The sequence below is a fragment of the Streptomyces sp. NPDC026206 genome (genome assembly GCF_040638465.1).
In the GTDB taxonomy this organism is placed as follows: Bacteria; Actinomycetota; Actinomycetes; order Streptomycetales; family Streptomycetaceae; genus Streptomyces.
Map to the genome: position 1 here is coordinate 21534 of NZ_JBEZYL010000014.1, position 26945 is coordinate 48478.

At 70.4% G+C, this 26945-nt stretch carries 22 protein-coding genes and 1 pseudogene; 13 read left to right on the forward strand and 10 right to left on the reverse strand.

All coding sequences use genetic code 11. The features are described 5' to 3' along the window. The first annotated feature begins 15 nt into the window (after positions 1 to 15). The 3 genes from AB0F13_RS19890 to clpX all read left to right on the forward strand — a co-directional run bounded on the left by AB0F13_RS19890 (position 16) and on the right by clpX (position 2845). Positions 16 to 621 (forward strand): ATP-dependent Clp protease proteolytic subunit, encoded by a 606-nt coding sequence (locus AB0F13_RS19890; protein WP_362083985.1) that lies wholly within the window; start codon positions 16 to 18, stop codon positions 619 to 621. Positions 622 to 673: 52 nt separating this feature from the next. Then, the gene (locus AB0F13_RS19895) at positions 674 to 1342 is read left to right on the forward strand and encodes an ATP-dependent Clp protease proteolytic subunit (protein WP_362083645.1); all 669 of its coding nucleotides are present in this window, start codon (positions 674 to 676) and stop codon (positions 1340 to 1342) included. A 219-nt stretch (positions 1343 to 1561) separates the two neighbouring features. Next, positions 1562 to 2845 carry an ATP-dependent Clp protease ATP-binding subunit ClpX gene (clpX, locus tag AB0F13_RS19900; protein ID WP_362083648.1) on the forward strand — a complete coding sequence of 428 codons (1284 nt, stop codon included), beginning with the start codon at positions 1562 to 1564 and terminating at the stop codon, positions 2843 to 2845. Positions 2846 to 2924: 79 nt separating this feature from the next. On the opposite strand, the gene AB0F13_RS19905 is transcribed toward clpX, so the two are convergent. The 3 genes from AB0F13_RS19905 to AB0F13_RS19915 all read right to left on the reverse strand — a co-directional run bounded on the left by AB0F13_RS19905 (position 2925) and on the right by AB0F13_RS19915 (position 5782). Continuing rightward, positions 2925 to 3815, reverse strand: coding sequence for a hypothetical protein (locus tag AB0F13_RS19905; RefSeq protein WP_362083651.1), 891 nt, complete (start codon positions 3813 to 3815; stop codon positions 2925 to 2927). A 95-nt stretch (positions 3816 to 3910) separates the two neighbouring features. After that, a complete protein-coding gene (locus AB0F13_RS19910) occupies positions 3911 to 4813 on the reverse strand; it encodes a hypothetical protein (protein WP_362083654.1) in 903 nt (300 codons plus the stop codon). Between the two features lie 84 nt (positions 4814 to 4897). Further along, complete coding sequence (locus AB0F13_RS19915; RefSeq protein WP_362083656.1) at positions 4898 to 5782, reverse strand: hypothetical protein; 885 nt, start codon at positions 5780 to 5782, stop codon at positions 4898 to 4900. Positions 5783 to 6516: 734 nt separating this feature from the next. Between AB0F13_RS19915 and AB0F13_RS19920 the strand changes: the two are divergent. Next, positions 6517 to 6834 (forward strand): annotated as a pseudogene (locus AB0F13_RS19920) (hypothetical protein); the annotation flags it as partial. A 93-nt stretch (positions 6835 to 6927) separates the two neighbouring features. Here AB0F13_RS19920 and AB0F13_RS19925 read toward each other — a convergent pair. Then, positions 6928 to 7899, reverse strand: a complete 972-nt coding sequence (locus AB0F13_RS19925) for a hypothetical protein (protein ID WP_362083659.1) — start codon at positions 7897 to 7899, stop codon at positions 6928 to 6930. 205 nt (positions 7900 to 8104) lie between these two features. Further along, positions 8105 to 9013, reverse strand: coding sequence for a hypothetical protein (locus tag AB0F13_RS19930; protein ID WP_362083662.1), 909 nt, complete (start codon positions 9011 to 9013; stop codon positions 8105 to 8107). A gap of 123 nt (positions 9014 to 9136) precedes the next feature. Between AB0F13_RS19930 and AB0F13_RS19935 the strand changes: the two genes are divergently transcribed. Continuing rightward, complete coding sequence (locus AB0F13_RS19935) at positions 9137 to 11785, forward strand: valine--tRNA ligase (protein WP_362083665.1); 2649 nt, start codon at positions 9137 to 9139, stop codon at positions 11783 to 11785. Here AB0F13_RS19935 and AB0F13_RS19940 read toward each other — a convergent pair. The 5 genes from AB0F13_RS19940 to AB0F13_RS19960 all read right to left on the reverse strand — a co-directional run bounded on the left by AB0F13_RS19940 (position 11736) and on the right by AB0F13_RS19960 (position 17771). Then, entirely contained in the window at positions 11736 to 12956 is a 1221-nt protein-coding gene (locus AB0F13_RS19940) for a hypothetical protein (protein ID WP_362083988.1), read from the reverse strand. The two genes, AB0F13_RS19935 and AB0F13_RS19940, sit on opposite strands and share 50 nt — an antisense overlap. A gap of 135 nt (positions 12957 to 13091) precedes the next feature. After that, entirely contained in the window at positions 13092 to 14459 is a 1368-nt protein-coding gene (locus AB0F13_RS19945) for a glycosyltransferase (RefSeq protein ID WP_362083668.1), read from the reverse strand. Between the two features lie 197 nt (positions 14460 to 14656). Continuing rightward, positions 14657 to 15784, reverse strand: a complete 1128-nt coding sequence (gene wecB / locus AB0F13_RS19950) for a UDP-N-acetylglucosamine 2-epimerase (non-hydrolyzing) (protein WP_362083991.1) — start codon at positions 15782 to 15784, stop codon at positions 14657 to 14659. Positions 15785 to 15915: 131 nt separating this feature from the next. After that, entirely contained in the window at positions 15916 to 16632 is a 717-nt protein-coding gene (locus tag AB0F13_RS19955) for a response regulator transcription factor (RefSeq protein ID WP_362083671.1), read from the reverse strand. Further along, complete coding sequence (locus tag AB0F13_RS19960; protein WP_362083674.1) at positions 16629 to 17771, reverse strand: HAMP domain-containing sensor histidine kinase; 1143 nt, start codon at positions 17769 to 17771, stop codon at positions 16629 to 16631. The genes AB0F13_RS19955 and AB0F13_RS19960 overlap by 4 nt, the downstream gene beginning before the upstream one ends. Positions 17772 to 17922: 151 nt before the next feature. Between AB0F13_RS19960 and AB0F13_RS19965 the strand changes: the two genes are divergently transcribed. The 8 genes from AB0F13_RS19965 to rodA all read left to right on the forward strand — a co-directional run bounded on the left by AB0F13_RS19965 (position 17923) and on the right by rodA (position 26904). Then, positions 17923 to 19467 (forward strand): folylpolyglutamate synthase/dihydrofolate synthase family protein, encoded by a 1545-nt coding sequence (locus tag AB0F13_RS19965; RefSeq protein WP_362083677.1) that lies wholly within the window; start codon positions 17923 to 17925, stop codon positions 19465 to 19467. Between the two features lies 1 nt (position 19468). Beyond that, complete coding sequence (locus AB0F13_RS19970) at positions 19469 to 19816, forward strand: DUF4233 domain-containing protein (protein ID WP_362083679.1); 348 nt, start codon at positions 19469 to 19471, stop codon at positions 19814 to 19816. A 189-nt stretch (positions 19817 to 20005) separates the two neighbouring features. Then, positions 20006 to 20419 (forward strand): nucleoside-diphosphate kinase, encoded by a 414-nt coding sequence (ndk, locus tag AB0F13_RS19975; RefSeq protein ID WP_362083682.1) that lies wholly within the window; start codon positions 20006 to 20008, stop codon positions 20417 to 20419. 285 nt (positions 20420 to 20704) lie between these two features. Continuing rightward, positions 20705 to 21724 (forward strand): rod shape-determining protein, encoded by a 1020-nt coding sequence (locus AB0F13_RS19980; protein WP_004950903.1) that lies wholly within the window; start codon positions 20705 to 20707, stop codon positions 21722 to 21724. Positions 21725 to 21870: 146 nt separating this feature from the next. Further along, positions 21871 to 22803: a rod shape-determining protein MreC gene (gene mreC, locus AB0F13_RS19985; RefSeq protein WP_362083685.1), complete on the forward strand. Its 933-nt coding sequence runs from the start codon at positions 21871 to 21873 to the stop codon at positions 22801 to 22803. A gap of 2 nt (positions 22804 to 22805) precedes the next feature. After that, entirely contained in the window at positions 22806 to 23510 is a 705-nt protein-coding gene (gene mreD, locus AB0F13_RS19990; protein WP_362083688.1) for a rod shape-determining protein MreD, read from the forward strand. After that, positions 23507 to 25708 carry a penicillin-binding protein 2 gene (gene mrdA, locus AB0F13_RS19995; RefSeq protein WP_362083690.1) on the forward strand — a complete coding sequence of 734 codons (2202 nt, stop codon included), beginning with the start codon at positions 23507 to 23509 and terminating at the stop codon, positions 25706 to 25708. The genes mreD and mrdA overlap by 4 nt, the downstream gene beginning before the upstream one ends. Further along, a complete protein-coding gene (rodA, locus tag AB0F13_RS20000) occupies positions 25705 to 26904 on the forward strand; it encodes a rod shape-determining protein RodA (RefSeq protein ID WP_362083693.1) in 1200 nt (399 codons plus the stop codon). The genes mrdA and rodA overlap by 4 nt, the downstream gene beginning before the upstream one ends. Positions 26905 to 26945: the final 41 nt, after the last annotated feature.

Genomic DNA, 26945 nt, shown 5'->3' on the forward strand with positions numbered 1-26945 from the left:
TACGTGACGAATCTGATGCCTTCCGCCGCCGGTGAGATCGCCATCGGTGGTGGCCTCGGCGACCAGGTCTACAACCGGCTGCTCGGGGAGCGGATCATCTTCCTGGGTCAGCAGGTCGACGACGACATCGCCAACAAGATCACCGCGCAGATGCTCCTCCTGGCCGCGGACCCGACCAAGGACATCTACCTCTACATCAACAGCCCCGGTGGCTCCGTGACGGCCGGCATGGCCGTCTACGACACCATGCAGTACATCCCGAACGACGTGGTCACCATCGGTATGGGCCTGGCCGCCTCGATGGGCCAGTTCCTGCTGACCGGCGGCACCGCGGGCAAGCGCTTCGCGCTGCCGAACACCGACATCCTCATGCACCAGGGCTCCGCGGGCCTCGGCGGCACCGCCTCGGACATCAAGATCCAGGCCGAGCAGCTGCTCCGCACCAAGGAGCGCATGGCGAAGATCACCGCCGAGCACACGGGCCAGAGCGTGGAGACGATCATCCGCGACGGCGACCGTGACCGTTGGTTCACCGCGGAAGAGGCCATGGGCTACGGGATCATCGACGAGATCATCACGCACGCCTCCGGCGTTCCGGGCGGCGGCGGCACCGGGGCCTGAGTCCCGGACGTACCGCCGACAGCCGCATTCCAGCCCACCGACCGCCATCAGGATGGTGAACACCCGCATGAACATCTCGTCGCCCAGCGGCCTCTACACCGGCCCCCAGGCCGAAGCCCGTTACGTGGTCCCGCGCTTCGTCGAGCGCACCTCGCAGGGCGTGCGCGAGTACGACCCGTACGCGAAGCTCTTCGAAGAGCGCGTGATCTTCCTCGGCGTCCAGATCGACGACGCCTCGGCCAACGACGTCATGGCGCAGCTGCTGTGCCTGGAGTCGATGGACCCGGACCGCGACATCTCGATCTACATCAACAGCCCCGGTGGCTCGTTCACGGCCCTCACGGCCATCTACGACACGATGCAGTTCGTGAAGCCGGACATCCAGACGGTCTGCATGGGCCAGGCCGCCTCCGCCGCCGCGATCCTGCTCGCCGCCGGTACCCCCGGCAAGCGCATGGCCCTGCCCAACGCCCGCGTGCTGATCCACCAGCCCTCCAGCCAGACGGGCCGCGAGCAGCTCTCCGACCTGGAGATCGCCGCCAGGGAGATCATGCGGATGCGTACGCAGCTGGAGGAGATGCTGGCCAAGCACTCCACCCAGCCGATCGAGAAGATCCGCGACGACATCGAGCGCGACAAGATCCTCACGGCGGAGGACGCGCTCGCGTACGGTCTGGTCGACCAGATCGTCTCGACGCGCAAGTCGTCCGTGTCGGTCTGACCGGTCTCACCCACCGGTCGGCCGGCTCAGTCCGGCAGACCGCCCCGGCCGGCCCGTCCGGCCGCTCCGGTCCCGGCCACCGTGCCACCGCCGACGGGTCCTCCCTTGGCCGAGTAGGGCCAAGGGGGGCCCGCGCGGGGGGCCCGGCAAGGTACCGTCGATAGGCAAGCACCCGGGTTCGCAGAGCAAGGCGGATCCCAGGCGAAGGGGAAGCACCTCGTGGCACGCATCGGTGACGGCGGCGATCTGCTCAAGTGCTCGTTCTGCGGCAAGAGCCAGAAGCAGGTGAAGAAGCTCATCGCGGGTCCTGGTGTGTACATCTGCGACGAGTGCATCGACCTCTGCAACGAGATCATCGAGGAAGAGCTCGCGGAGACCTCCGAGGTGCGCTGGGAGGAGCTCCCCAAGCCCCGTGAGATCTACGAGTTCCTCGAGGGCTATGTGGTGGGCCAGGAGGCGGCCAAGAAGGCCCTCTCCGTCGCCGTCTACAACCACTACAAGCGGGTGCAGGCCGGCGAGAGCGGCGGCAGCCGCGACGACGGCATCGAGCTGGCCAAGTCCAACATCCTGCTGCTCGGCCCCACGGGCTCCGGCAAGACGCTGCTCGCCCAGACCCTGGCCCGCATGCTGAACGTCCCGTTCGCCATCGCCGACGCCACCGCCCTGACGGAGGCCGGCTACGTCGGCGAGGACGTCGAGAACATCCTGCTGAAGCTGATCCAGGCCGCGGACTACGACGTCAAGAAGGCCGAGACCGGCATCATCTACATCGATGAGATCGACAAGGTCGCCCGAAAGAGCGAAAATCCGTCGATCACACGAGACGTGTCGGGCGAGGGCGTCCAGCAGGCCCTCCTCAAGATCCTCGAAGGCACCACGGCCTCCGTCCCGCCCCAGGGCGGCCGCAAGCACCCGCATCAGGAATTCATCCAGATCGACACGACGAACGTCCTGTTCATCGTGGGCGGCGCCTTCTCCGGCCTCGAGAAGATCATCGAGTCCCGGGCCGGCGCGAAGGGCATCGGATTCGGCGCCACGATCCGCTCCAAGCGCGAGATCGAGGCCAGCGACCAGTTCCAGGAGGTCATGCCGGAGGACCTGGTGAAGTTCGGGATGATCCCGGAGTTCATCGGCCGCCTTCCCGTGATCACCAGCGTCCACAACCTGGACCGCGAGGCGCTCCTTCAGATCCTCGTCGAGCCGCGTAACGCCCTGGTGAAGCAGTACCAGCGGCTGTTCGAACTCGACGGTGTCGAGCTGGACTTCGACCGCCCGGCCCTCGAAGCCATCGCCGACCAGGCCATCCTGCGCGGCACCGGCGCGCGCGGCCTGCGCGCCATCATGGAAGAGGTCCTGATGTCGGTGATGTACGAGGTGCCGTCCCGCAAGGACGTCGCCCGCGTCGTCATCACCGCGGACGTCGTCCAGTCGAACGTCAACCCCACGCTGGTGCCGCGCACGCGGGGCAACGAGCCGGGGGAGCGGCACGAGAAGAGCGCGTAGCGCTCGCGGACTTGTGAACGGAGGGGGCGCCCCGGCCGGTGAGGCCGGGAGCCCCCCTCGAGCTGTGCGGCCGGTGGGCTCAGCTGCCGCTGGTGAAGATCTCTTCGGCCGTGGAGACGGTGAACGCGCGGTCCACCCAGTACCCGAGGGTGTCGAAGTATGTGCAGCTCATGACGCGCTCACGGATCTCGGGCGACACGTCAATTCCCCGGTTCTCCAGAACGCGCAGCACCATCTCCGCACGTTCCCCCAGTCGTCCCGCGGCCTCGCCCTCCATCCACGTCTGCTCGATGAGGGTGCCACGGCCGGGGAAGTAGGTACGCGGCATGAGGTTCCTCCAGATGTCTCGCGCCGGGGTGTTCCCCAGGCCGATCTCCAACAGTTCCGAGTAGTACGCGATGGTCTCCGGTTCGGCCTTTTCCAAGGCACGTGCCAGTGCCTCCAGTATGGCCGGGGCTTCTTCGTCGGTGCTATGCGTCATGGCGGAGAACGTGGCCAGCGCCAGATGCCGGGAGGCCCGGTCCGGGTCGGTGATCACTGGAACGTTCCCGGGCCCCAGAACCAGCGGGTGCACGGACAGTGCGGTCCAGCCCTCGGGGCCGAGCCGGAAGGGCCCGGCAGCCCAATCGGCGGTCGCCTCGTCCTGACAGACCACGAGCAGCAGCGCCGGGCATGTGTACTTCGCCATCAGGTATGACAGGTAGTAAGCCCAGCTGACCGCCTTGGCCGGATCGCGACGCCCCTGTGCTTCGACGGCGAGGATAAAGCCGCCGCTGCCGTCAGGCGGTTCGACGCGCAGCACGCTGTCCACGCGCCGCTCCAGCGGCCTGATCTCGGTGACATCCGCCGACAGCACTTCGACGGCCGCCTTTTCCGGTAACGGCACGCCCAGGATGCGGAATACAGGCGCCAGCAGCTCCGGACGGTCCTGGAAGATCCGGTGCGCCGCTTCGTGGTGTGAAGTGACCATGGTCCGACGTTAGGGCTGCAGACGGAGGCGCATGCGGCCATCCGGGAGCGATCACCCGTTCGGGTAAGTCGCTTCCTCGGACGGATGTCCGGCGCTCACTTCGGAACCTCGACGCGGGTCTCGGTACGGACCTTCACGGTCAGGTCGGCGGCCACGTTCAGGGGGACGTCCTTGGCGGCCAGGGCCGCCGACGCGTCGGTGAGGATGGTGACGCCGACGGTGCTGCGGTCGGCCCAGAAGCAGATCGGCATCGTGATGCCGTTCTTGAACTTGGCGTTCACGTACTTCGCGTTCTGGCACTTCATCACTGCGCCGTCCAGGCCCGCCGGGCTCATCTTCTGCGGGGTGCCTATGAGTTCGACGGTCCCGCCGCCCTCGGCGCGCTGCTTCCTCCTGCTGGCCGCGAAGAAGCCGTCCACCACCCGCTCGGGGTTCCTGACCTTGCCCCAGGCGCCGCTGAACTGCAGGTACTGGCCGGTCTCGCCCTCGCCCGACTCGTAGTCGGCGCCGATGGTCCCGTCATCGGCGAGACCGAGCCTGCGCAGCTCGGCCATGTCGCCGGAGTCGAAGCCGTCGCCCGGGTCCTTGGTGTCCTTCTTGAACTCGCCCGCCACGGTGTCGGGGGTCGTCAGCTTGTACCGCTTGCCGTCGTCCGGCACCGAACTACTGCCGCCGCCCCGGCTCGCGAGCAGCAGGAAGCCACCGCCCGCGATGGCGCCCACCAGCACGAGGACACCGATTCCGATCGCGACGCCCTTGCCGGCGCCCCCGCCCTGCGGCGGCACCGGCGGCGGGTACATGCCGGGCCCGCCCGGCTGCTGCCCCCACCCGTACGGCTGGGGCTGCTGCGGCGGCACGCCGTACGGACCGGCCTGCTGCGGGTACCCGTAGCCGGGCTGCCCCTGCGGCCGGCCGTAAGCCTGCGGAGCGCCCCAGGGGTTCGGCTGCTGTGGCGGCATCGGCTGTGGGGCGTAAGGGCCCGGCTGGTGGTGGCTCATCGGGGGTCCCCCTGAGGGCTTCGGCTGATCGGGTGAGGGCAACCCGCGAATCCTGCCATGGCCCTTGGGCGGTGCTGCTACCGGCTACTTCGCCTTGCGGACCTCGTTGCGGACCTTGGCGGTGGCCTCGGAGAGGTCCTTGGCGGACATGACCTCGCCGGTGGCTGCGGACGAGCTCCCCGAGCCCTTCGTGACCCGGTGCTCGACGATGCCCATCGCGCTGGCGTCGCCCCAGATACAGGTGCTCACGTCAGTCACCGTCGAACTGCTGCTGAGCGAGCTCTTGACCCGCTGCGTCTTGCACTTGAGGGACACACCGTCGAAGCCGGCCGGTCGGTACGCCGCGGTCTCCGACACCGTCTCGATGCGGTCCTTGTACTTCGCCTGGCTCTGCTCCATGTCGGCGAACAACGCGTCCACGGTCTTCGCCGGGTCGGCGAGGTCGCCGTAGACCCCCGTCACCTTCAGCCGCTGCTTCTCGCTGTTCTCGTAGGAACCCTTTTTGCCCGTCCCGTTGGCAATGCCGAACTCCTTGGCCTTCTTGTCGTTGCTGAGGTCTTCGGAGTCCTTGCCCGACGAGAGGCTGCTCTTGGTGTACTTCCCGTCCAGCAGCGTCTGCGGCATCTCGATCGTGTAGGGCGTCATCTTGGCGGGTATCCCGCCGCCGCCGGTCTCCCCGCCGCCACCGTTGCCGCTATCGCTGCCACCGGTGAAGAAGAGGACCCCGCCCACGATGGCGCCCACCACCACGAGCGCTCCGATCGTGATTCCGATGGCCTTGCCCTTGCCGCCGCCCTGGGGCGGCATCGGCGGCGGGTACTGGCCGTAGGGGCCCGGGGCCTGGGGCTGTCCCCAGCCGCCGGTGGCCGGCTGCTGGGGGTAGCCCTGGTCGTAGCCCTGGCCGTACGGGTTCGGTTGCTGGGGCGGTATCGGCGGCGGGGCGTACGGGGCCGGCTGGTGGTGGCTCATCAGGGTCCCCCTGAGGGCTTTGGACGACGGGCTGACCAGTACAGGTCAACCCGCGAATCCTGCCACGCGCCCTCGGGGCCGGTCGTACCGGCTACCTTATCCTTGCGGCCTAGCTGCGGAATTTGGCGGTAGCCTCGGGCGCACCGGCCAGCTACCGATGGCTGCCCCAGCGAATCGTTGAGGGTGGCCTGCCGGGTAAAAGCAGTGCCCATCTTGGACAAGTGCCGGGGGCCCTTAGTGCTTCAAACGGCCTAGATACACGCCATTTATCAGTAGTAACAAGCCGACTCGGCATCGTGTTGCTTGACGCCTATGCTGAACAGGCCTGCGTAGCAAAGCGCGGGGTTCGAGTCCCACGGGACTCCCCCGGCGGCAGCACTGCAAGCCAGCTTTGCCTTGGGGCCGACCGAGTAGCCCAATGCCTTGAGTACCGATTCACAGTGGGCGGGCGTGGCCTCTGCTGAGCTGGTCGCAACGACCTGAAGTGAGGCGGCAGCCATGATGACGCCGGTCGCTGCCGCAACTCGACGGGGAATCCTGCGCAACATCTGCTCCTTGGTTTGTCTGACTCCGACCTCGGCCTGATGGCCGGATGCCTGAGTGCATGCTTGATCAAATCCCTAGGAGATTACCGGCCTCTGCTTAACGTTCAGTAGTCGCGATCAAGCCAAAGGAGGGTGGTCAACCATGAGGCAGCGCTGATCTCCGCACGGGAACCAGGGGTAGCTGCCGATCGAGCGCTGGGGTTTGGCTCGCGGATGACACGCTGGTCGACGGCTGCCGGGCTGGAACGATGTCCGGGTGCGGCAGCATGTGCGCGAAGTACTGCTGGTCGAGCTGAACGCGGTGGCGAAGCTGGACTCGGCGCTCCACCCGTCCGGGGCTCGTTGGGCACTCGTGTCGCAAACGACTCTCTCTTCACTGACCGCGGTTACGGGCACGAGGCCTGCAGCGACCAGGTCCGGGTCGGCGGCATTACGTCCGTGATCGCCCGACGCGGTACCCGCCGGGGCGCCTACGGGTGGGTGGTGGAAAGAGCCTTCACTTGGCTGGGGGATTCGCCGCTTGCACGGCGACGTGGTTGAGTGGCCGCCGCAACGCCAAGGGCAATTGCGGCGGCTAGGAGAGAAGGGGCCTATGGCAGGTCACTTCTCCTTGCGGACCTCGTTGCGGATCTTCGCGGTCGCCTCGGAGAACTCCTGGGCCGACATCACCTTGCCGCTGGCAGCGGAGGCGCCTCCGTAGGGGGAATTGGTCTTCGAGACGATGTGCCGGGTCATCCCGACCGCGCTCGAGTCACCCCAGATGCAGACGCTCACCTCGGCTTCGCTCGACATGGTGCCCACGGCATAAGTGGACTTCTTGGTCTCGCACTTCATCACCGCGCCGTCGAAGCCGATTGGGGAGAACTCGGTCCAGGCCGTGACCGTCTGGATCTGCGCGCCCTTCGTGTTGGCCTGGCTCTTCTTCTCGTTCTCCTCCATCTTCGCGATCATGGCGTCGACCGTCTTCTTCGGGTCTGCGAGCTCGCCGTACGCACCCACGACCGAGAGCATCTGCTTCTCAGGGTTCGTGTAGGCGGCCTTGACGCCCGTGCCGTTGGAGACGCCCATCTCCTTGGCGCTCTTGTCGTTGGTGATGTCCTCGGACTTGTCGGTCGTGCTGCTGTTGCCGCCCGGGGCGCCGGTGCCCTTGGTGAACTTTCCGCCCAGCACCGACTCCGGCATCACCATCGTGTACGGCTTCACCTCGCCGTCACTCCCGCCGCCCATGAAGAAGACGGCACCGCCGACGATCGCGCCGACCACCACGAGCGCGCCGATCGTGATGCCGATGGCCTTGCCCTTGCCGCCGCCCTGGGGCGGCACTGGCGGCGGGTACTGGCCCGGCATGCCCGGCTGCTGGCCCCAGCCGCCCGGGGCCTGGGCCTGGGGCTGGCCCCAGCCGCCCGGCGCCGGCTGCTGCGGGGCGCCGTACGGCGGCGGCGGGGGCTGCTGGCCGTAGGCGGGGGCGGCCGGGGGCTGCTGGGGGTAGCCGTAGCCGGGCTGGCCGTAGGGGGTGGGGCCCTGCGGCGGCTGGGGAGGCTGGCCGTAGGGGCCCGGCTGGTTGAAGCTCATCGGTGTCTGGGTCTCTTTCGCTGCGGGAACTCTCGCGTCGGTTCTGCGCCATCCTTCCCGACGGCTTACCGGAGCTTTACCGCGGGGCCGCAACGGTTTTGGAACAGTTGACGTCGGCCCTCACTTGTTGATCTTGATAGTGCTCGGCATTGCGGAGTTTGGCGCGGACTTCGGCCATTTCGGTGATTTCTGATATTCGCCGACGCTATTGCTGGACCTCGACGCGTACGTCCTGCCGCAACTTCGCCGCCCGGTCGGCGGCCTCTTCGAGAGTGAGGTCCTCGCCGCGCACGATGAGGTTCGTGTCCAGGGCGAACACCGTGCCGACGGTGCTCTTGTCCGCCCAGATGCACAGCGGCATCCGCAGGGCCCTGGCGCCCGGCGTGCCGGGGTTGGTCCACTTGCTCATCTGGCACTTCATCACCGCGTCACCGAGTCCCTCGGGGGACATCCGCTGCGGGCTGCCCTCGAACTCGGTCTTCGAGTCGGGGTCGGTGTCCTTCGCGGCGCCGGCTGCCGCGTCCTTGAACAGGCCGTCCACCACCAGCTCGGGGTTGCGCACGTCGTCGCCCCAGGCGCCGGAGAATCTGAGCTGCTTCTGGGCGCGCTTGTCCTCGCCGGATCTGTAGGCGCCCGAGGTGCTCTGCGGGTTGGTGACGCCCAGGAGCCTGAGCACGTTCAGGCCCTTGGTGTCGAAGCCGCCGCCGGTATCCGCGGCGTCCTTCCTGTACTCGCCCGCGACCGTGTCGGGCGTGATGATCTTGTAGCGCTTCGTGGCCGGTGCCGCGGAGGCGGAAGTGCCGGGGGAAGGGCTCGCCGTGGCCATGCCGCCGGCCTTGTCGCTCCTGCTCTCCCTTTTGCCGCCTCCTGCGAGGAGCGCGACGCCGCCCACGATCGCGCCCACGACGACCAGCGCCGCGACCGCCAGCACGACCGCCTTGCCCTTGCCGCCACCCTGCGGGGGCGCCGGCGGCGGGTACGGGGGCGGCATGCCCGGGCCCCAGCCGCCCGCCTGGGGCTGCGGCTGTTGCGGGTAGCCGGGGGCGGGCGGCTGGGTGTAAGGGTTCGGCTGCTGCGGCGGCACCCCGTACGGGCCCGGCTGCTGCTGGCTCATCATTGCCTCTGCGTCTCGTGGAAGATCGTTCCGCGTCATCCTTCCGGATGAACCGCACGGCCCCGGCCCCAGGGGCGGAAACGGGTTCGTGAGCTGTCACCCCCGCCCCGTAGAATCCGGTTCGTGACCGAGAACACTCAGCGCCCCGACAGCGGGCCGAACGACAGCACCCCTGAACTGCCGACCCAGTACGCGCCGGCCGAGGTAGAGGGGCCGCTGTACGAGCGCTGGGTGGAGCGGGGCTACTTCGAGGCCGACGCGAAGAGCGACAAAGAGCCGTACACGATCGTCATCCCGCCGCCGAACGTCACCGGCTCCCTCCACCTGGGCCACGCCTTCGAGCACACGCTGATCGACGCCCTCACCCGGCGGAAGCGGATGCAGGGCTTCGAGGTCCTGTGGCAGCCCGGCATGGACCACGCCGGCATCGCCACACAGAACGTCGTCGAGCGCGAGCTGGCCAAGGAGGGCAAGTCCCGCCACGACCTCGGCCGCGAGGCGTTCGTGGAGCGGGTGTGGCAGTGGAAGGCCGAGTCCGGTGGCCAGATCTCCGGCCAGATGCGCCGTCTGGGTGACGGCGTGGCCTGGAGCCGCGAGCGGTTCACCATGGACGAGGGCCTGTCCGAGGCCGTCCAGACGATCTTCAAGAAGCTCTACGACGACGAGCTGATCTACCGCGCCGAGCGCATCATCAACTGGTGCCCGCGCTGTCTGACCGCCATCTCCGACATCGAGGTGGAGTACCAGAACGACGAGGGCGAGCTCGTCTCGATCCGCTACGGATCCGGGGACTCGGAGATCGTCGTCGCCACCACGCGCGCCGAGACGATGCTCGGCGACACCGCCGTGGCCGTCCACCCCGACGATGAGCGGTACAAACACCTGGTCGGCACCGAGATCGAGCTGCCGCTCACCGGCCGCCGCATCCCGGTCGTCGCCGACGAGCACGTCGACCCGGAGTTCGGTACGGGTGCCGTCAAGGTCACCCCGGCCCACGACCCGAACGACTTCGAGATCGGCCAGCGGCACGGCCTGCCGTCGCTGACGGTCCTCGACGAGCGCGCGATCATCACCGCGCACGGTCCCTTCCAGGGGCTGGACCGCATGGAGGCGCGCAGCGCCATCGTCGGCGCCCTGCGCGCCGAGGGCCGCATCGTCGCCGAGAAGCGCCCCTACGAGCACTCCGTCGGGCACTGCTCGCGCTGCAAGACGACCATCGAGCCGCGCCTGTCCATGCAGTGGTGGGTCAAGGTCGGCCCGCTGGCCGAGGCCGCGAGCAAGGCGGTGCGCGACGGCGACGTCGCCATCCACCCCAAGGAGATGGAGTCCCGCTACTTCGGCTGGGTCGACAACCTCCACGACTGGTGCATCTCGCGCCAGCTGTGGTGGGGCCACCGCATCCCAGTCTGGTACGGGCCGGGCGGCGAGATGGTCTGCGTCGGACCGGACGACGAGGCGCCCACGGGCGAGGGCTGGCACCAGGAGACCGACGTCCTGGACACCTGGTTCTCCTCCGGCCTGTGGCCCTTCTCCACGCTCGGCTGGCCCGAGCGGACCGCGAGCGTCGAGAAGTTCTACCCCAACTCCGTCCTCGTCACCGGCTACGACATCCTCTTCTTCTGGGTCGTCCGGATGATGATGTTCGGCATGTACGCGATGGACGGCACCCCGCCGTTCCACACCATCGCCCTGCACGGCATGGTCCGCGACCAGTTCGGCAAGAAGATGTCGAAGTCCTTCGGCAACGCGGTCAACCCGCTGGACTGGATGGACAAGTACGGTTCCGACGCCGTCCGCTTCACCCTGGCCCGCGGCGCCAACCCCGGCGTCGACGTGCCGATCGGTGAGGACTGGGTCCAGGGCTCGCGGAACTTCGCCAACAAGATCTGGAACGCGACGCGCTTCGCGCTCATGAACGGGGCGACGGTCGAGGGCGAACTGCCCCCCGCCGAGCAGCTGTCCGCCACCGACCGGTGGATCCTCTCCCGGCTCAACTCGGTCGTCGCCGAGGTGGACGCGCACTACGACGACTACCAGTTCGCGAAGCTCTCCGACACGCTGTTCCACTTCGCGTGGGACGAGGTCTTCGACTGGTACGTCGAGCTGTCCAAGGCCACCTTCCAGAAGGGCGGGCCCGGGGCCGAGGCCTCGCGCCGCGTCCTGGGCGAGGTCCTGGACGTCACGCTGCGCCTGCTGCACCCGGTCGTCCCGTTCGTCACCGAGACGCTGTGGACCGCGCTCACCGGGCGCGAGTCCGTGGTCATCGCCGACTGGCCGGCCGACAGTGGCTTCCGCGACGCGGCGGCCGAGCAGGAGATCGCTACGGTTCAGCAGGTCGTCACCGAGGTCCGCCGCTTCCGCTCCGACCAGGGCCTGCAGCCGGGCCAGAAGGTCCCGGCCCGGCTCGACCTGACCGGCACGGCGCTGGCGGCCCACGAGGACGCGATGCGTCTGCTGCTGCGCCTCCAGCCGGCCGGCGAGGGCTTCGCCGCCACCGCCTCGCTCCCGGTCGCGGGCGCGAAGGTGGCGCTCGACCTGTCCGGCACGATCGACGTCGAGGCCGAGCGCAAGCGTCTGGCCAAGGCGCTGGCCGCGGCCGAGAAGGACAAGGCGCAGTCCACGGCCAAGCTGGGCAACGAGGCGTTCCTCGCGAAGGCCGCCGAGGCGGCCGTCGACAAGATCCGCAAGCGGCTGGAGACGGCCGAGGCCGACATCGAGCGGATCACCGCTCAGCTGGCCGCCCTGCCTGGGGAGAACGCGTCCAGGGCTTAGTCCTGCCCGGGTCCCACATGGGACCCCACGGCCCCTCCACAGGCCCCTCTTCCACCCGGTCGAGGGGCCTGTGCTGATTGCGGTCCCGCCGGTCGCGTACGGGCGCGAAGAGGACGTAGGCCGTCGAGACGGCCACGAAGCCGAGCCGGATCAGGCCCTTGACCGACTCGTCGGGCACGGCGAACACACTCCCGTAGAGAACGATCAGCGCGATCCAGCTCCACCACGGCACCAGCCGCCGCTGTCCGCACACGTCCCACAGCAGGGTGCCCAGCAGCACGGAGGCCGTGTAGTACGTGTAGACGCTGGGGTCGAGGACGATGCGGGCGTTCGCGCCCAGCAGCACGACCGCCGCCCACCGGCCGCGCCAGACGGCGAGCGCGCCGAGGGCGAGGCCGAGGGCGGCCTGCGCGGGCCGGGCCCAGTTCGGGGTCTCGGGGTCGGTGGCACCCAGCCAGCGCAGCGCGGAGGCGGGGTTGTTGGGGATGGTGAACTTGGCTGCCGCGAAGGACTGCGGGTCGACGACGAAGAACGGCAGCCAGGCGACGGCCACCAGGCCCACGCACCACAGGCCCGCGCGCAGCCATCTCTCCTTCGGCAGGGCGAGCAGCAGCGGCAGGAACGCCAGCGCGGTGGGCTTGGAGTCCAGCGCCAGGGCCATGCAGATGCCGGTCGCGGCCGCGTTGCAGCGCGTCAGGTAGTACACCGCCATGGCGGTGAAGAAGAGCGCGAGGACGTCGTCCAGGTGCGCGAAGCGGACCGAGACCTCGATCCACATGGGGATGAAGGCGAGGCCCGCGATGAGGACGCGCCGGCGCAGCCGCTGGTGGTTCGTACCCGTGCCCAGGAAGTGCCGGGCGGCGCTGCGGCCGGCGAGGACCATGATCACCAGGCCCAGGGCCGACATGAACGCCTCGGCCAGCACCTGCCCGACCTCGGCAGGGAAGGGGTTGAACAACCCCGCCACGAGGAAGCTGATGGGCCCCATCTGCAGCTCGGGGTGGCGGGCGTAGAGGTTGAGCCCGCCGTCGCCCGAGGACCCGTAGATCAGCTCGCCGCCGGCGCGCAGGTAGTGCCAGGAGAAGCCGCCGCTGGGCTCGACGATCACGAACCAGAGCGCCGCCCACGCGGTGAGCAGCAGCAAGTGCGTCCGATTGCCGATTTGCGGTATTCGCACAACGCTCCCGTTCCGCCATCCGGAACCGTTCCGGGCATGGACTTCACCGGCGGTCAGATGACGGAAGCGCACGGGAAGTTGCCCCGTCGGCCACATCTGTGACCGACCTCATGGGGCCCATGAGGTCGCTCAGGCCTCGATGGCCACCGGTCCGGACTCCACGGGCTCGGCGTTGCGCCGGGTCTTCGCCCAACCGTTGCGGCCCCGCAGCATCCGTACGAACCCCCGCGCGGAGGCCGGGAACAGGTGGTACGCGTACAGCCACAGGGCCAGCCCCCAGAGCAGGGCGGTCAGCGGGGACCGGCCGGGCGCGCGGACCCGGCGGTATACCGGGCCCCACAGCACGAACGGCAGCACGGACACCACGGCCAACGCCAGCACCAGCGGCCACAGGGCCAGCACGCCGCCGAACGCCTCGCCCATGCCGTTCTCGGCCGCGCTCACACCGAGGAGGACGAACATGACCGCGCACAGCGCCAGCGTGACCAGGTGGGCCACCGGCTGCAGGAAGGTGTAGAGCGTCTCGAGAACGCCCTTGCCGCCGTAGTGGCGGGAGGAGACGATGCGCGGCGCGTAGCGCACGCACTGCAGGTTGCCCTGGGCCCAGCGGGTGCGCTGGGTCAGGAACCGGCGGCCGTGCGGCAGGCCTTCCTGGGAGACCCAGGTGTCGGCGATGTGGGTTATGCGGTCCCCGCTGAGGATCATGTGCAGGCCCAGCTCGTAGTCCTCCAGCAGCGCGCCGCGCTGCCAGGGGCGGCGCTCGGCGGCGGCGATGCGGTCCAGCGAGGCGAGCCGGGTGAACTGGCCGTTGCCGCCCAGGCCCACGGAGCCGGTGCGGCCGCGCAGCAGCTGCATGCCCGCGTTGGAGACGGAGAACTCCATGTCCTGCATGCGCACCAGCAGCCGCGCGAAGGTATTGCGGATCCGGCCGCGGTCCTCGCCGAGCGGGTGGGGGTCCTCGGTGTTGCGCATCCGGACGCTGACCTGCACGCCGCCGGTCCCGGGGTCGCCGAGGCCCTGCGGCCCGCCGACGCGGGCGAGGGCGTGCGGGTCGAGCCGGCCGTCGGCGTCGATGACGCACACGATGACGCGCTCGCGGTCGGCGTCCTTCGACAGGAACTCGTTCAGCTCGTCGTAGGCGGCGTTCAGCGCGGCGCCCTTGCCCTGGCGGGCGTAGGGGCGGAGCCGGCGTACGAGGTGGACGCGCCGGTCCTCGTCGGCGAGTCCGGCCACGATGGCGCCGGTGCGGTCGTCACTGTCGTCGTCTATGACCCACACGTGGGCGGCAGGGTGGTCGGCGCGCAGCTGCGTCACCGTCGTGCCGACGACGGCCTCCTCGTCCCGGCAGGGGACGAAGAAGTGCCAGTCGAACGCGCCGGGGTGGCCGTTCGCGGCCTCGGGGCGGCGCAGGTACGCGTGGCGGGCGCCGGCCCAGTAGAGGAGGAAGCAGAGCAGGAGGAAGAAGGGGAAGGCGAGGAGGAAGGGGCTGGAGAACATGCGGGGGGAAGCTCCGGGGGTGTGTCGGATGGAGAGGAGCCCCGGTCCCGCCCTTTCGCCGTTTCTTGTCCTCAATCGCCGGACGGGCTGGATTTTGCTGCCGGTCCGGGCAACAGATCAGCCCGTCCGGCGCATGAGGACCGGGGTCCGGGGCGGAGCCCCGGTTCGGGAAGGGGCGGGGTGGGGGAAGAAAGTCCTTACGCTGCGGCCGCCAGCTGTTGCGGTGCGGCGATCGCCACCAGCAGCGCCACGATCCGCTTGGACGCCAGGCCGTCCCCGAAGGGGCTCGGCAGCGCGGCCAGCCGGGCCAGGCCCGTCGGGCCTTCCGCTAGGCGCCGCCGCGCGGCCCGCCCGATTCCTGCCCCCGGCGACACCAGCTCCGCGAAGTCCCCCATCGCCTCCGGCCGCTCCGTGGAGCGCCGCACCACCACCAGCGGGCGTCCCAGCACCGTGCACTCCTCCTGGATGCCGCCCGAGTCGGAGACCAGCAGTGCCGCGTGCCGGGCCAGCGCCAGGAACTCGGAGTAGCCCAGGGGCGCGGTCACTGTCAGCGGGGCCAGCAGGTCCGTGAGTCCGGCGGCCTCGACGCGGGATCGCGTGCGCGGGTGCAGCGGCAGTACGACCGGGCGGTCGGGGCCGGCCAGGGCGCCGAGCTCGGCGAGGACCGCCCTCAGGGCGTCCGCCGAGTCGGTGTTCTCCGGCCGGTGCACCGTCGCCAGGATGTAGCCGTCGGCGGCCAGCCCGTGCCGGGCCAGGAGCGCCGCGCGCTCCACCGCGCCCGGCAGCTGGTTGCGCACGGCCTCGACGACGGTGTTGCCGGTGACGGCGATGCGGGCGTCGTCGATGCCCTCGGCGAGGAGGTTGGCGCGGTTGTCGCCGGTGGCGGCGCAGAGCACGTCGGCGATGCGGTCGATGAGGACGCGGTTGTGCTCCTCGGGCATGGCGCGGTCGTGGCTGCGCAGCCCGGCCTCGACGTGCAGCAGGGGGATGCTGCGGGCGTTGGCGGCCAGCGCGCCCGCGAGGGCGGCGTTGGTGTCGCCCTGGACGACGACGGCCAGCGGCGGTGCGGCGGTGAACAGCGTGTCGAGCTGGGCGAGCGCGGCGGAGATCTGCACCGCGCGGGACTGTCCGCCCACGCCGGTCAGGAACGTCGGCCCGGGCAGCCCCAGCTCGGTCAGGAAGCGGCCTGACAGCTCCTCGTCGTAGTGCTGGCCGGTGTGCACCAGGTGGGCGGCGGGGCCCAGGAGGCGCACGAGGTCGGTCAGCTTGACCAGCTCGGGGCGGGTACCGAGAACGATGGCGACACTGCGCGGGGGCAGGGACAGCACGTGGGGGACTCCTGGAGCCGGCGGCGGGGACAGCTCACGAGCCTGTGGTGCGCCGGTTGCGTGCCGGGCGGGCCTTCGGTTGCCGGACGGTTGCGAAGCCAGGACGGGGGACCTTGGTCCCGGGCCGGTCAGGGACCTTCGGCCCCGTTGCCGCCGCCGTTCTCCACCCGGTAGCGGTAGCCCAGGCCGCGTACGGCCTCCAGGGGGTCGGCGGCCTCGTCCCCGGCCGCCTGGCGCAGCTTGCGCCGCAGCCGCAGCACCGCGAACTTCACCCGTTCCCGGCCGGTGCCCTCCGGGTCGTCCCACACCCGGTCGAGCAGCTGGTCGGTGGTGATGACCCGGCCCCGGTTGCGGACGAGCACCTGCAGCAGCCGGTACTCGATGTCGCTCAGCCGCGCCTCGTGGCCCTGCCACACCGCCGAGCGCCGTTCGGGGACCAGTCGCAGTCCGTCCCCGCCGTAGGAGTCGCCCGCCCAGCGCGTGGGCGCGCTGCGGCGCAGCAGCGCCTCGACGCGGGCCAGCAGCTCGTCGTTGCCGAAGGGCTTGGGAAGGTAGTCGTCGGCACCGGCGCGCAGGCCGCGTACCCGGTCGGTCTCGGCGTCGCGGGCGGTGAGCAGCAGGACGGGCAGGTCGCTCATGTCCCGGGTGCGTTCGAGCACCTCCCAGCCGTCGAGGCCGGGCAGGCCGATGTCCAGGAGCATCAGGGCGGGCCGCTCGGCGAACAGCAGGCGCAGGGCGTCGCGGCCGTTGCCGGCGTGCACGGCCTCGTAGCCCGCGCGGGTGAGCAGGACGCGCAGGGCGAGCGTGAGGTCGGGGTCGTCCTCGACGAGGAGGATGCGGGTCACGGCCGCGACCTCGCTTCCGGTGGGGCCGGCGGCCCTGCGATGGGCAGGCGGACGCGGAAGACGGCGCCCTCGCCCTCCCGGCCCCCGGCCGAGATGGTGCCGCCGTGCTGCTCGATCACGGTGCGGCCGATGGCCAGGCCCAGGCCGGTGCCGGGGTAGTCGCCGGAGCGGGCGTTGGGCGCCCGGACGAAGCCGGTGAAGATCTCGTGGCGGTGGGTGTCGGGGATGCCGATGCCGGTGTCGGCGACCTCGATGTCCCAGTGGATGCCGCGGGGCGCGGCGGTGAGGGTGATCCGTCCGCCCGGCGGGGTGAATTTGGCGGCGTTCTCCAGCAGGTTGCCGAGCGCGTGCTGGAGGAGGTGGCGGTCCCCGCGCAGGGCGGGGCCGGGGGCGCAGTCGAGGACGGCGAACAGTTCCGCCCGCTCGATCGCGCCCATCTGGTCCATGAGCGCGTCCTCCAGCATCCGCGGTACGTCCACGGGGGCGAACTCCGGCTCGGGCCCGGCGGCCCGCATCCGGGTGGTGAGCAGCAGGTCGGAGATCACACGCTGCATCCGCTCGGCGTTGCGCCGGATGGCGTAGAGGAAGGAGGACTGCTCGGCGGTGAGGGTGCCGAAGGCGGGGTCGGCGAGCAGTTCGCCGAAGCTGCTGATCGAGGTGAGGGGGGTGCGCAGTTCGTGGGAGGCGGCGGCGGTGAACGCGTTGCGCTGCCGGGCGAGCTCGGTGAGCGTGTGGTTGTCGCGCTCCAGGTCGTGCTCGCGCCGCCTGGCGTCGCTGATGTCGGCGAACACCCACAGGGAGCCCAGGTATGCGCCGTCGTGGCGCAGCGGTTCGACCTGGCGGCGGACGACCCGGCCGTCGGTGAGCGGGATCTCGGCCACCCGGTGGACGTGGTGGCCGGAGAGGATCTCGCCGGGGGTGCCGGGGCCGGTGTGGCCGGGGGCGAAGAAGGCCCGGACGAGCGGGGCGACCGGCTGCATGGGGGCGCCGGGGGAGAGGTCGACCCGCCCCTCCAGATCGAACATGCGGACGAACTTCCGGTTGGCGGCCAGCACCTCGTCGGCCGGGCCCTGCAGGAGCGCAGCGGCCGGCAGCGCCTCCAGGACCGCCTGGAGCCGGTCCCGGTCCTCGGACCCCATGGCTCTCCTCCGTGCGCACCCGCCGAAACTCACTCAAGGGATCTTCCGGAAAAACCGTATGCCAAAGCGGATGCGCGCGCTCCTGCTGCCGTGCACCGGCTCCGACGGGTCCCCGGCCCTCCCGTCGCCCCCGGTCCGTAGACTGGGCGGCGTGAGCGAGCGCCCCCTGAACGACGAAAACGGCGAAACGGCATCCGGCGAAAGCGGCGAACCCGGCGAGAACGACCGGTTCACCGAGATCGCCGAAGCCGAGACCCCAACCCCCGACCTGGCCGTGATCGAGGCCGGCAGCCGCACCCTGCGGGCCCAGTCCGGCCCCCCGCAGGGCGACGGCGTCCCGGCCCGGCCGGCGGACCCCGAGGTGGACCGGGCGCTGCGCGAGGTGGAGACCGAGCTGGCGGGCCGCTGGGGCGAGACCAAGCTGGACCCGTCGCTGGTGCGCGTGGAAGCCCTGATGGACATCCTCGGCCAGCCTCAGCGTGCCTACCCCTCGATCCACATCACCGGCACCAACGGCAAGACCAGCACCGCCCGCATGATCGAGGCCCTCCTGGGCGCCTTCGACCTGCGCACCGGCCGCTACACCAGCCCGCACGTGCAGTCCGTCACCGAGCGGATCAGCCTCGACGGCGCCCCGATCGCCGCCGAGCGCTTCATCGACACCTACCGCGACATCGAGCCGTACGTCCGGATGGTCGACGAGCGCGAGGAGTACCGCCTCTCCTTCTTCGAGGTCCTCACCGGCATGGCCTTCGCGGCCTTCGCGGACGCCCCCGTCGACGTGGCCGTCGTCGAGGTCGGCATGGGCGGCACGTGGGACGCGACGAACGTGGTCGACGGCACGGTCGCCGTGGTCACCCCCATCGCGCTCGACCACACCGACCGGCTCGGCAACACCCCCGGCGACATTGCCACGGAGAAGGCCGGGATCATCAAGCCCGACGCCACCGTCGTGCTGGCGCAGCAGCCGGTGGACGCGGCGCAGGTCCTGCTCAAGCACTCCGTCGAGGTGGACGCCACCGTCGCCCGCGAGGGCATGGAGTTCGGCGTCACCGCCCGCGAGGTCGCGGTCGGCGGCCAGCTGCTGACGCTGCGCGGCCTGGGCGGGGAGTACGCGGAGGTCTTCCTTCCGCTGTACGGGGCCCACCAGGCGCACAACGCCGCCGTCGCCCTGGCCGCGGTCGAGGCGTTCTTCGGCATCGGCTCGCAGCACGCCCGCACCCTCGACCTCGACACCGTCCGCCGCGCCTTCGCCTCGGTCACCTCGCCCGGGCGGCTGGAGGTCGTGCGCCGCAGCCCCACCGTGGTGCTGGACGCCGCCCACAACCCGGCCGGCGCGCGGGCCACGGCCGAGGGCATCACCGAGGCCTTCGGCTTCAGCCGCCTCGTCGGCGTCGTCGGCACCAGCGCCGACAAGGACGTACGAGGCCTGCTGGAAGCCTTCGAACCGATCTTCGCCGAGGTCGTCGTCACCCGGAACTCCACCCCCCGGGCCATGGACGTGGACGAGCTCGCGGCCCTGGCCGTCGAGGTCTTCGGTTCCGAGCGCGTGCAGGTCGAGCCGCGCCTGGACGACGCCATCGAAGCCGCGATCACCCTCGCGGAGGAGGAGAGCGAGTACGCCGGCGCCGGCGTACTGGTGACCGGTTCCGTGATCACGGTCGGCGAGGCCCGGCTGCTGCTGGGAAGGGGCTGACATGCGGACGCTGTGCGCGAGCACTCTGATCGGTGAATTCTTCGTCATCGGCTTCGCGGGCCTGGTGGCCATGCAGACCTCCGACGTGTCCACCGGCACCGTCTGGGCCGTCAGCGGCACCGCCATGGCGCTGAGCGTGCTGCTGTGCGGGATGCTCGCCCGGCCCGGCGGCGTCCAGCTGGGCTGGCTGCTGCAGATCGGCCTGATCGCCGCCGGCCTGGTCGTGCCGATGATGTTCATCCTCGGAGTCGTCTTCGCCGGTCTGTGGTGGGCCTCGGTCCACTTCGGCCGCAAGGTCGACGAGGCCAGGGCCCGCTTCGCGGCCGCGGCCGCCGCCGACGCCTCGTAGGGCCCGGTTGCCGGTGCCCGGTGGCTGTACCGGCCCGGCACCCGGCCATGGCTCCGCGCGGGCGGCGGCGAGCCGCCTGACGCGGTCGCGCGTCACCCGGCCGGCGATCCCGGACCGGGTGACGCTCCTTCGCCGTACCCCTGTACCCTCTGGCCCACCACACCCGATTGCCTGCAAGGAGCCCGCAGTATGAGCCAGCGCACCCTCGTCCTCCTCAAGCCCGACGCCGTCCGCCGGGGCTTGGTGGGCGAGATCATCGGCCGCATCGAGCGCAAGGCCGGCTGGACGATCGCTGCGCTGGAGCTGCGCACCCTGGACCGTGCCACCCTCGAGCAGCACTACGCCGAGCACGTCGGCCGTGACTTCTACGAGCCGCTGATGGGCTTCATGTCCTCCGGCCCGATCGTGGCCCTGGTCGTCGAGGGCGAGCGCATCATCGAGGGCGTACGGGCGCTGGCCGGTCCGACCGACCCCATTTCGGCCGCTCCCGGCTCCATCCGGGGCGATTTCGGGACCATCACGCGGGAGAACCTCATCCACGCCTCGGACTCCGAGGAGTCCGCACAGCGGGAAATCAAGATTTTCTTTCCCGGCCTCGCCTGATACTGCATCAGGCGAACGCCCATTCTGATCAGGGGCGACCGATTTCTTTTCGGTCGCCCTCAGGCATATGCCGCGCCGAACCGGGGAACCTCTCACTCCGACACGACGTCACCATTACTGGGGCCGGGTCGTGTTCCGCCGACAATGGCGGAGGAACCCTCGCGCCGCGTTCGAGTGGGCGAGACTACGATGAAGCCTCCGCGCCCGCAGCGCACCACACCTGCCGATCTCAAGTAAGCAATCGCTCAAACTGGGAAGGCCAGACGTATCCTCATGGGGAACAACATGTCGTTCATCGGCCGTGACATGGCTGTCGACCTCGGGACCGCCAACACGCTGGTTTACGTCAGAGGCCGCGGCATCGTCCTCAACGAGCCGTCAGTCGTCGCGATCAATACCAACACCGGTGGGATCCTCGCGGTCGGTGCCGAGGCCAAGAAGATGATCGGCCGGACCCCGGGCAACATCGTCGCGGTGCGCCCGCTCAAGGACGGCGTCATCGCCGACTTCGAGATCACGGAGCGGATGCTCCGTTACTTCATCCTCAAAATCCACAAGCGGCGCTGGATGGCCCGCCCGCGCGTCGTGGTCTGCGTGCCCTCCGGCATCACCGGAGTCGAGCGCCGCGCCGTCATCGAGGCCTCCACCCAGGCCGGCGCCCGCCAGGTGCACATCATCGAAGAGCCCATGGCGGCCGCCATCGGCTCGGGGCTGCCCGTCCACGAGGCCACCGGCAACATGGTCGTGGACATCGGCGGCGGCACCACCGAGGTCGCCGTCATCTCCCTGGGCGGCATCGTCACCGCGCAGTCCATCCGGGTCGCCGGCGACGAGCTCGACAACGCGATCATCCAGCACATCAAGAAGGAGTACAGCCTCCTCCTCGGTGAGCGCACCGCCGAACAGATCAAGATCACCATTGGTTCGGCCTACGACCTGGAACAGGACGAGCACACCGAGATCCGCGGCCGCGACCTCGTCAGCGGCCTGCCCAAGACCGTGGTCATCTCCGCCGCCGAGGTCCGCAAGGCGATCGAGGAGCCCGTCAACTCCATCGTCGACGCCGTCAAGACCACCCTCGACAAGTGCCCGCCCGAGCTGTCCGGCGACGTCATGGACCGCGGCATCGTCCTCACCGGCGGCGGCGCCCTGCTGCGCGGGCTCGACGAACGCCTGCGCCGCGAGACCGGCATGCCCATCCACATCGCCGAGGACCCGCTGGACTCCGTCGCCCTCGGCTCCGGCAAGTGCGTCGAGGAGTTCGAGGCGCTCCAGCAGGTCCTGGACGCCCAGCCCCGCAGGTGACGGACGGCGCCACGTCCCCGGGCGGCGCCGCCCGCTTCCCGGCGTGCCGACGGCGCCGGAACAAACTGATATACAGGCAGAATGCTCCCCGATGACCGTCCGGACCCGCGGCCCGGCGGTCCGACGAGAAGGGCCCGCCGCCGCACGTGAGGGACACACGAGAGAGCCGGCTGCTGCTGGTGCTGCTGATCGCGATCGCGTTCGCGCTGATCACGGTCGACATCCGCGGCGGTGAGCAGTCCCCCCTCGACGGTGTGCGGCACGCCGCCGCCTCGGCCTTCGGCCCGGTGGAAGAGGGCGTGGCCGCCGCCGTCGACCCGGTCGGCGACGCCGTCGCCGCCGTCCGCGACTCGGGCGACCGCAGCAACCGCATCACCGAGCTGGAGCGCGAGAACACCGCCCTCAAGCAGCGGCTCGGCAGCGACGACCGCAACCGCGGCCGGCTCCGCGAGCTCGACGAGATGCTCAAGACCGCCGGCCGCGGCCAGTACGGCATCAAGGGCGCCCAGGTCATCGCCATAGGAGCCGCACAGGGCTTCTCCTGGACCATCACCGTCGACATCGGCAGCGACGACGGCGTCCGGCGCGACATGACCGTGCTCAACGGCGACGGCCTCGTCGGCCGCGTCACCACCGTCGGCCCCTCGACCGCCACCGTCCTGCTCGCCAGCGACCCCAAGTTCACCGTCGGCACCCGCATGGAGAAGACCGGCGAGCTCGGCTTCGCCAACGGCCAGGGCGACCGCTCCCTGCGCGTCGAACTCCTCAACGGCAAGGCCGTCGTCCACGAGGGCGACCGCCTCGTCACCTTCGGCTCCAGCAGGGACAAGCCCTTCGTCCCCGGCGTCCCCGTCGGCGAGGTCACCCGCGTCGAGCCCGCCGCCGGCGGCCTGACCCGCACCCTCCAGGTGCGGCCCTTCGTCGGCTTCAGCAAGCTCGACCTCGTCGGCGTCGTCGTCCAGCCGCCCCGCGAGGAACCCCGCGACACCGTCCTGCCGCCCAAGCCCGAAGCACCCAAGCCGACCCCCACCGTGACCGTCACCGTCACCCCCTCCCCGAGCGCCAAGCCCCAGGACTGACGATGCGCCTGAACCGGATCCTGCTCTCGACCGCGCTGGTGGTGGTGGCCCTCGTCGTCCAGGTGAGCGTCTTCGCCCGCCTCCACCTGCCCGGCGCCGTGCCCGACCTGCTGCTCCTCGTCGTCGTCGGCCTCGCCCTCGTCTACGGACACACCGCGGGCGCCCTCATCGGCTTCGGCGCGGGCCTCCTCGCCGACCTCGCGCCCCCCGCCGACCACGCCACCGGGCGCTACGCCCTGGTGCTGTGCCTGATCGGCTACCTCGTCGGCCTCGCCAGACCCGACAGCGGCCAGCTCCGCTCGGTCACCATGCCCATGGTCGCCGTCGTCGGCGCGGCGATCGCCTCCACGCTGCTCTACGCGGGCGTCGGCTCCCTCGTCGGCGACACCGCCGCCCGCCACGTCGGCCTGAGCGGCCTGGTCGTCACCGCCGCGGTCTACGACCTGCTGCTCGCGCCCTTCACCGTGCCGCTGATCATGGCCGCGGCCCGGCGCACGGCCGGCGACCCGCTCACCGGCGACGGCACGGCCGCCGCCGGCACCGGCGAGGCCGCCTACCGGCGGACGACGGCAGGCAGCTTCCGCCTCGGCCGCATGAGCCGCAAGGGCCGGCTGGGCAGGCGTTCGAGCCGCATCGGCAGCCAGCGGAACAGCCTGCTCGCCAAGCCGGCGCGGAGGCAGAAGCTCAAGGGGGTCAAGCGGCTTTGACCGGTCGTCCCGAGACCGGGCGGACCTCGCGCATCACGATCCGCCTCGTCGTCATCCAGATCCTCGTGTTCTCGCTGCTGTTCACCCTCGGCGGCCGCCTGTGGTACCTGCAGATCCGCAACGGCGACCAGTACACGGCCGAAGCCGCCGACAACCACGTCCAGCGGGTCGTCGCCCCTGCCACCCGTGGCTCGATCCTCGACGCCCGCGGTGTGCCGCTCGCCGACAACGAGACGCGGCTCGTCGTCTCCGCCAACCGCACCGACCTGATGAAGATGAAGGACAGGGGCAGGGCCGTCCTGACCCGCCTCGCCGGTGTCCTGAACCTCAAGCCCGAGGACGTCTCCGCCAAGGTGCGGCTGTGCGACGCCAAGACCCCCAAGCCCTGCTGGGCCGGCTCGCCCTACCAGCCCATCCCCATCACCGACGAGGCCACCACCCAGCAGGCCCTGCAGATCCGTGAGCGCCAGGAGGACTTCCCCGGCATCACCGCCGAGCCCACCGCCGTACGCCGCTACGCCGGCCCCGGCGGCTCCAACTCGGCGCAGGTCCTCGGCTACCTCTCGCCCGTCACCGACGCGGAGATCACCAAGGCCAAGGACGCCCGCGCCCCGCTCCTGCGCTCCGACCAGGTCGGCCGCTCCGGGCTCGAGCGGCAGTACGACGCCGAGCTGCGCGGCAAGGCCGGCGTGACCCGCTACGAGGTCGACAACCTCGGCCGCGTCATCGGCAAGGCCAAGAGCGACAAGGCCGAGCCCGGCGCCAACGTCGTCACGAGCATCGACGCCCGCGTGCAGGCCATAGCGGAACGAGAACTGGACCAGGCGATGAAGGACGCCCGCAAGGAGACGGACCGCAACACCGGCGTCCCCTACAAGGCCGACGCCGGGGCCGTCGTGGTGATGGAATCCAAGACCGGCCGGGTCGTCGCCATGGCCTCCAACCCGACCTACGACCCCAACGCCTGGGTCGGCGGCATCTCCGCCGAGGACTACAGGGAACTCACCGGCAAGGACTCGAACTACCCGCTCCTCAACCGCGCCATCCAGGGCCAGGCCGCCCCCGGCTCCATCTTCAAGGTCATCTCCACCACGGCCGCCGTCAACGCCGGGTACGGCTTCGACGACGGCTACAACTGCTCCAGCTCGTACAGCATCGGCGGCCAGGTCTTCAAGAACTTCGAGTCCCAGAGCCACGGCTCCATCAGCCTCGGCCGGGCGCTGGAGGTCTCCTGCGACACCGTCTTCTACGACCTGGCCTACCGCCAGTGGCAGAAGGACGGCGGCAACAAGCCCAAGAACCCCGCGGACTGGTTCTACAAGACCGCCCACCAGTTCGGCCTCGCCAAGGAGACCGGCATCGACCTCCCCAACGAGGTCCGCGGCCGCATCCCCGACCGCGAGTGGAAGAAGAAGTACTGGGAGGCCAACAAGGACACCTGGTGCAATCAGGGCGACAAGGACGACAGCTACGCGGGGAAGATCGCCAAGGAGAACTGCGAGTCCGGCATGCGCATGCGCGCCGGTGACTCCGTCAACTACTCCATCGGCCAGGGCGACACCCTCGTCACCCCCATCCAGATGGCCACCATCTACGCCGCCATCAGCAACGGCGGCACCCTCTACAACCCCACCGTCGGCAAGGCCGTCGTCAGCAACGACGGCAAGCGCGTGCGGGAGATCAAGCCCACCTCCCACGGCAGGCTGCCCTTCGACGGCGCGACCCGCGACCAGATCGACGCCGCCCTCGCCGGCGTCGCCACCCGCGGCACCGCCGCCTGGCGGTTCCAGGGCTGGCCGCAGAAGCAGATCCCGATGCACGCCAAGACCGGCACCGCCGAGGTCTACGGCAAGCAGACCACCTCGTGGTTCGCCACCTACACCGCCGACTACACCGTCATCATGACGATCTCTCAGGGCGGCACCGGCTCCGGCGCCTCCGGCCCCGCCGTCCGCAAGATCTACGACGCGCTCTACGGCGCCGACGAGAAGGGCAGGATCGACCAGAAGAGGGCGCTGCTGCCGCACCCCGAGGCCGGACTGCCGAAGATCGAGAAGGACGGCACCATCGAGGCCCAGCCCATCAGCTCGCCGACGCCCTCCCCCTCGGCGTCCGCATCGGAGTCGGGCGCACCGCCCGACGCGGCATCCGACCCGCCCTCACCCTCCCCGTCCCGGAAGGAGGACGAGGACCGGTGAGCACCGCAGGCGGCTACCGCGTCCGCCGATTCACCCCCGAGCGCGGCACCTGGTCCCGGCTCACCGCCCGCGACTCCGTGCTGCGCCGCCTGGACTGGGTCATGCTGCTCGCGGCCCTGGCCCTGTCCGGCATCGGCACCCTGCTCGTCTACTCCGCCACCCGCAACCGCACCGAGCTCAACCAGGGCGACCCGTACTACTTCCTGCTGCGCAACCTCCTCAACACCGGCATCGGGCTCGCCCTCGCCCTCGGCGCGGTCTGGCTCGGCCACCGGGCGCTGCGCGGCGCCGTGCCCATCCTGTACGGCATCTCCGTGCTCTTCACCCTCGCCGTCCTCACCCCGCTCGGCGCGACCATCAACGGCGCCCGCTCGTGGATCCAGCTCGGCGGCGGCTTCTCCATCCAGCCCTCCGAGTTCACGAAGATCACCATCACGCTGGGGATGGCGATGCTGCTGGCCGGCAAGGTCGACGCCGGCGACCGGCGCCAGCCCGACCACCGCACCGTCATGGAGGCCCTCGCGCTCGCCGCGCTGCCGATCGTGGTCATCCTGCTGATGCCGGACCTCGGCTCCGTCATGGTGCTCGTCGTGATCGTGCTCGCCGTGCTCCTGTCCTCCGGCGCGTCCAACCGCTGGATCGCCGGCCTGCTCGGAACGGGCATCCTGGGCTGCGTCCTGGTCTGGCAGCTGGGCGTCCTCGACGAGTACCAGATCAACCGCTTCGCCGCCTTCGCCAACCCCGCCCTCGACCCGGCCGGCGTCGGTTACAACACCAACCAGGCCCGCATCGCCATCGGCTCCGGCGGCCTCACCGGCTCCGGCCTCTTCAAGGGCTCCCAGACCACCGGCCAGTTCGTGCCCGAGCAGCAGACCGACTTCATCTTCACCGTCGCCGGGGAGGAGCTCGGCTTCGTCGGCGCCGGAGCGATCATCTTCCTGCTGGGTGTCGTGCTGTGGCGGGCCTGCCGGATCGCCCGCGAGACCACCGAGCTGTACGGGACGATCGTGGCCGCCGGGATCATCGCCTGGTTCGCCTTCCAGAGCTTCGAGAACATCGGCATGACGCTGGGCATCATGCCCGTCACCGGCCTGCCGCTGCCGTTCGTCTCCTACGGGGGCTCGTCGATGTTCGCCGCCTGGATAGCGGTCGGGCTGCTCCAGTCGATCAAGGCCCAGCGGCCGATGTCCGCCTAGCCGCCGCCGGCGGGTCTGCCGTCGCGCCCGTTCACGGACTA

What these genes read in the sequence shown, in the direction of transcription:
- AB0F13_RS19960 (WP_362083674.1), bottom strand. Translation starts at nt 17,771, where the DNA reads ATGGGGTCCGAGGACCGGGACCGGCTCCAGGCGGTCCTGGAGGCGCTG.
- mreD (WP_362083688.1), top strand. Translation starts at nt 22,806, where the DNA reads ATGCGCCTGAACCGGATCCTGCTCTCGACCGCGCTGGTGGTGGTGGCC.
- AB0F13_RS19970 (WP_362083679.1), top strand. Translation starts at nt 19,469, where the DNA reads ATGCGGACGCTGTGCGCGAGCACTCTGATCGGTGAATTCTTCGTCATC.
- AB0F13_RS19930 (WP_362083662.1), bottom strand. Translation starts at nt 9,013, where the DNA reads ATGAGCCAGCAGCAGCCGGGCCCGTACGGGGTGCCGCCGCAGCAGCCG.
- AB0F13_RS19980 (WP_004950903.1), top strand. Translation starts at nt 20,705, where the DNA reads ATGTCGTTCATCGGCCGTGACATGGCTGTCGACCTCGGGACCGCCAAC.
- AB0F13_RS19905 (WP_362083651.1), bottom strand. Translation starts at nt 3,815, where the DNA reads ATGGTCACTTCACACCACGAAGCGGCGCACCGGATCTTCCAGGACCGT.
- AB0F13_RS19925 (WP_362083659.1), bottom strand. Translation starts at nt 7,899, where the DNA reads ATGAGCTTCAACCAGCCGGGCCCCTACGGCCAGCCTCCCCAGCCGCCG.
- ndk (WP_362083682.1), top strand. Translation starts at nt 20,006, where the DNA reads ATGAGCCAGCGCACCCTCGTCCTCCTCAAGCCCGACGCCGTCCGCCGG.
- AB0F13_RS19945 (WP_362083668.1), bottom strand. Translation starts at nt 14,459, where the DNA reads ATGTTCTCCAGCCCCTTCCTCCTCGCCTTCCCCTTCTTCCTCCTGCTC.
- AB0F13_RS19890 (WP_362083985.1), top strand. Translation starts at nt 16, where the DNA reads ATGCCTTCCGCCGCCGGTGAGATCGCCATCGGTGGTGGCCTCGGCGAC.
- AB0F13_RS19910 (WP_362083654.1), bottom strand. Translation starts at nt 4,813, where the DNA reads ATGAGCCACCACCAGCCGGGCCCTTACGCCCCACAGCCGATGCCGCCA.
- AB0F13_RS19915 (WP_362083656.1), bottom strand. Translation starts at nt 5,782, where the DNA reads ATGAGCCACCACCAGCCGGCCCCGTACGCCCCGCCGCCGATACCGCCC.
- AB0F13_RS19895 (WP_362083645.1), top strand. Translation starts at nt 674, where the DNA reads ATGGTGAACACCCGCATGAACATCTCGTCGCCCAGCGGCCTCTACACC.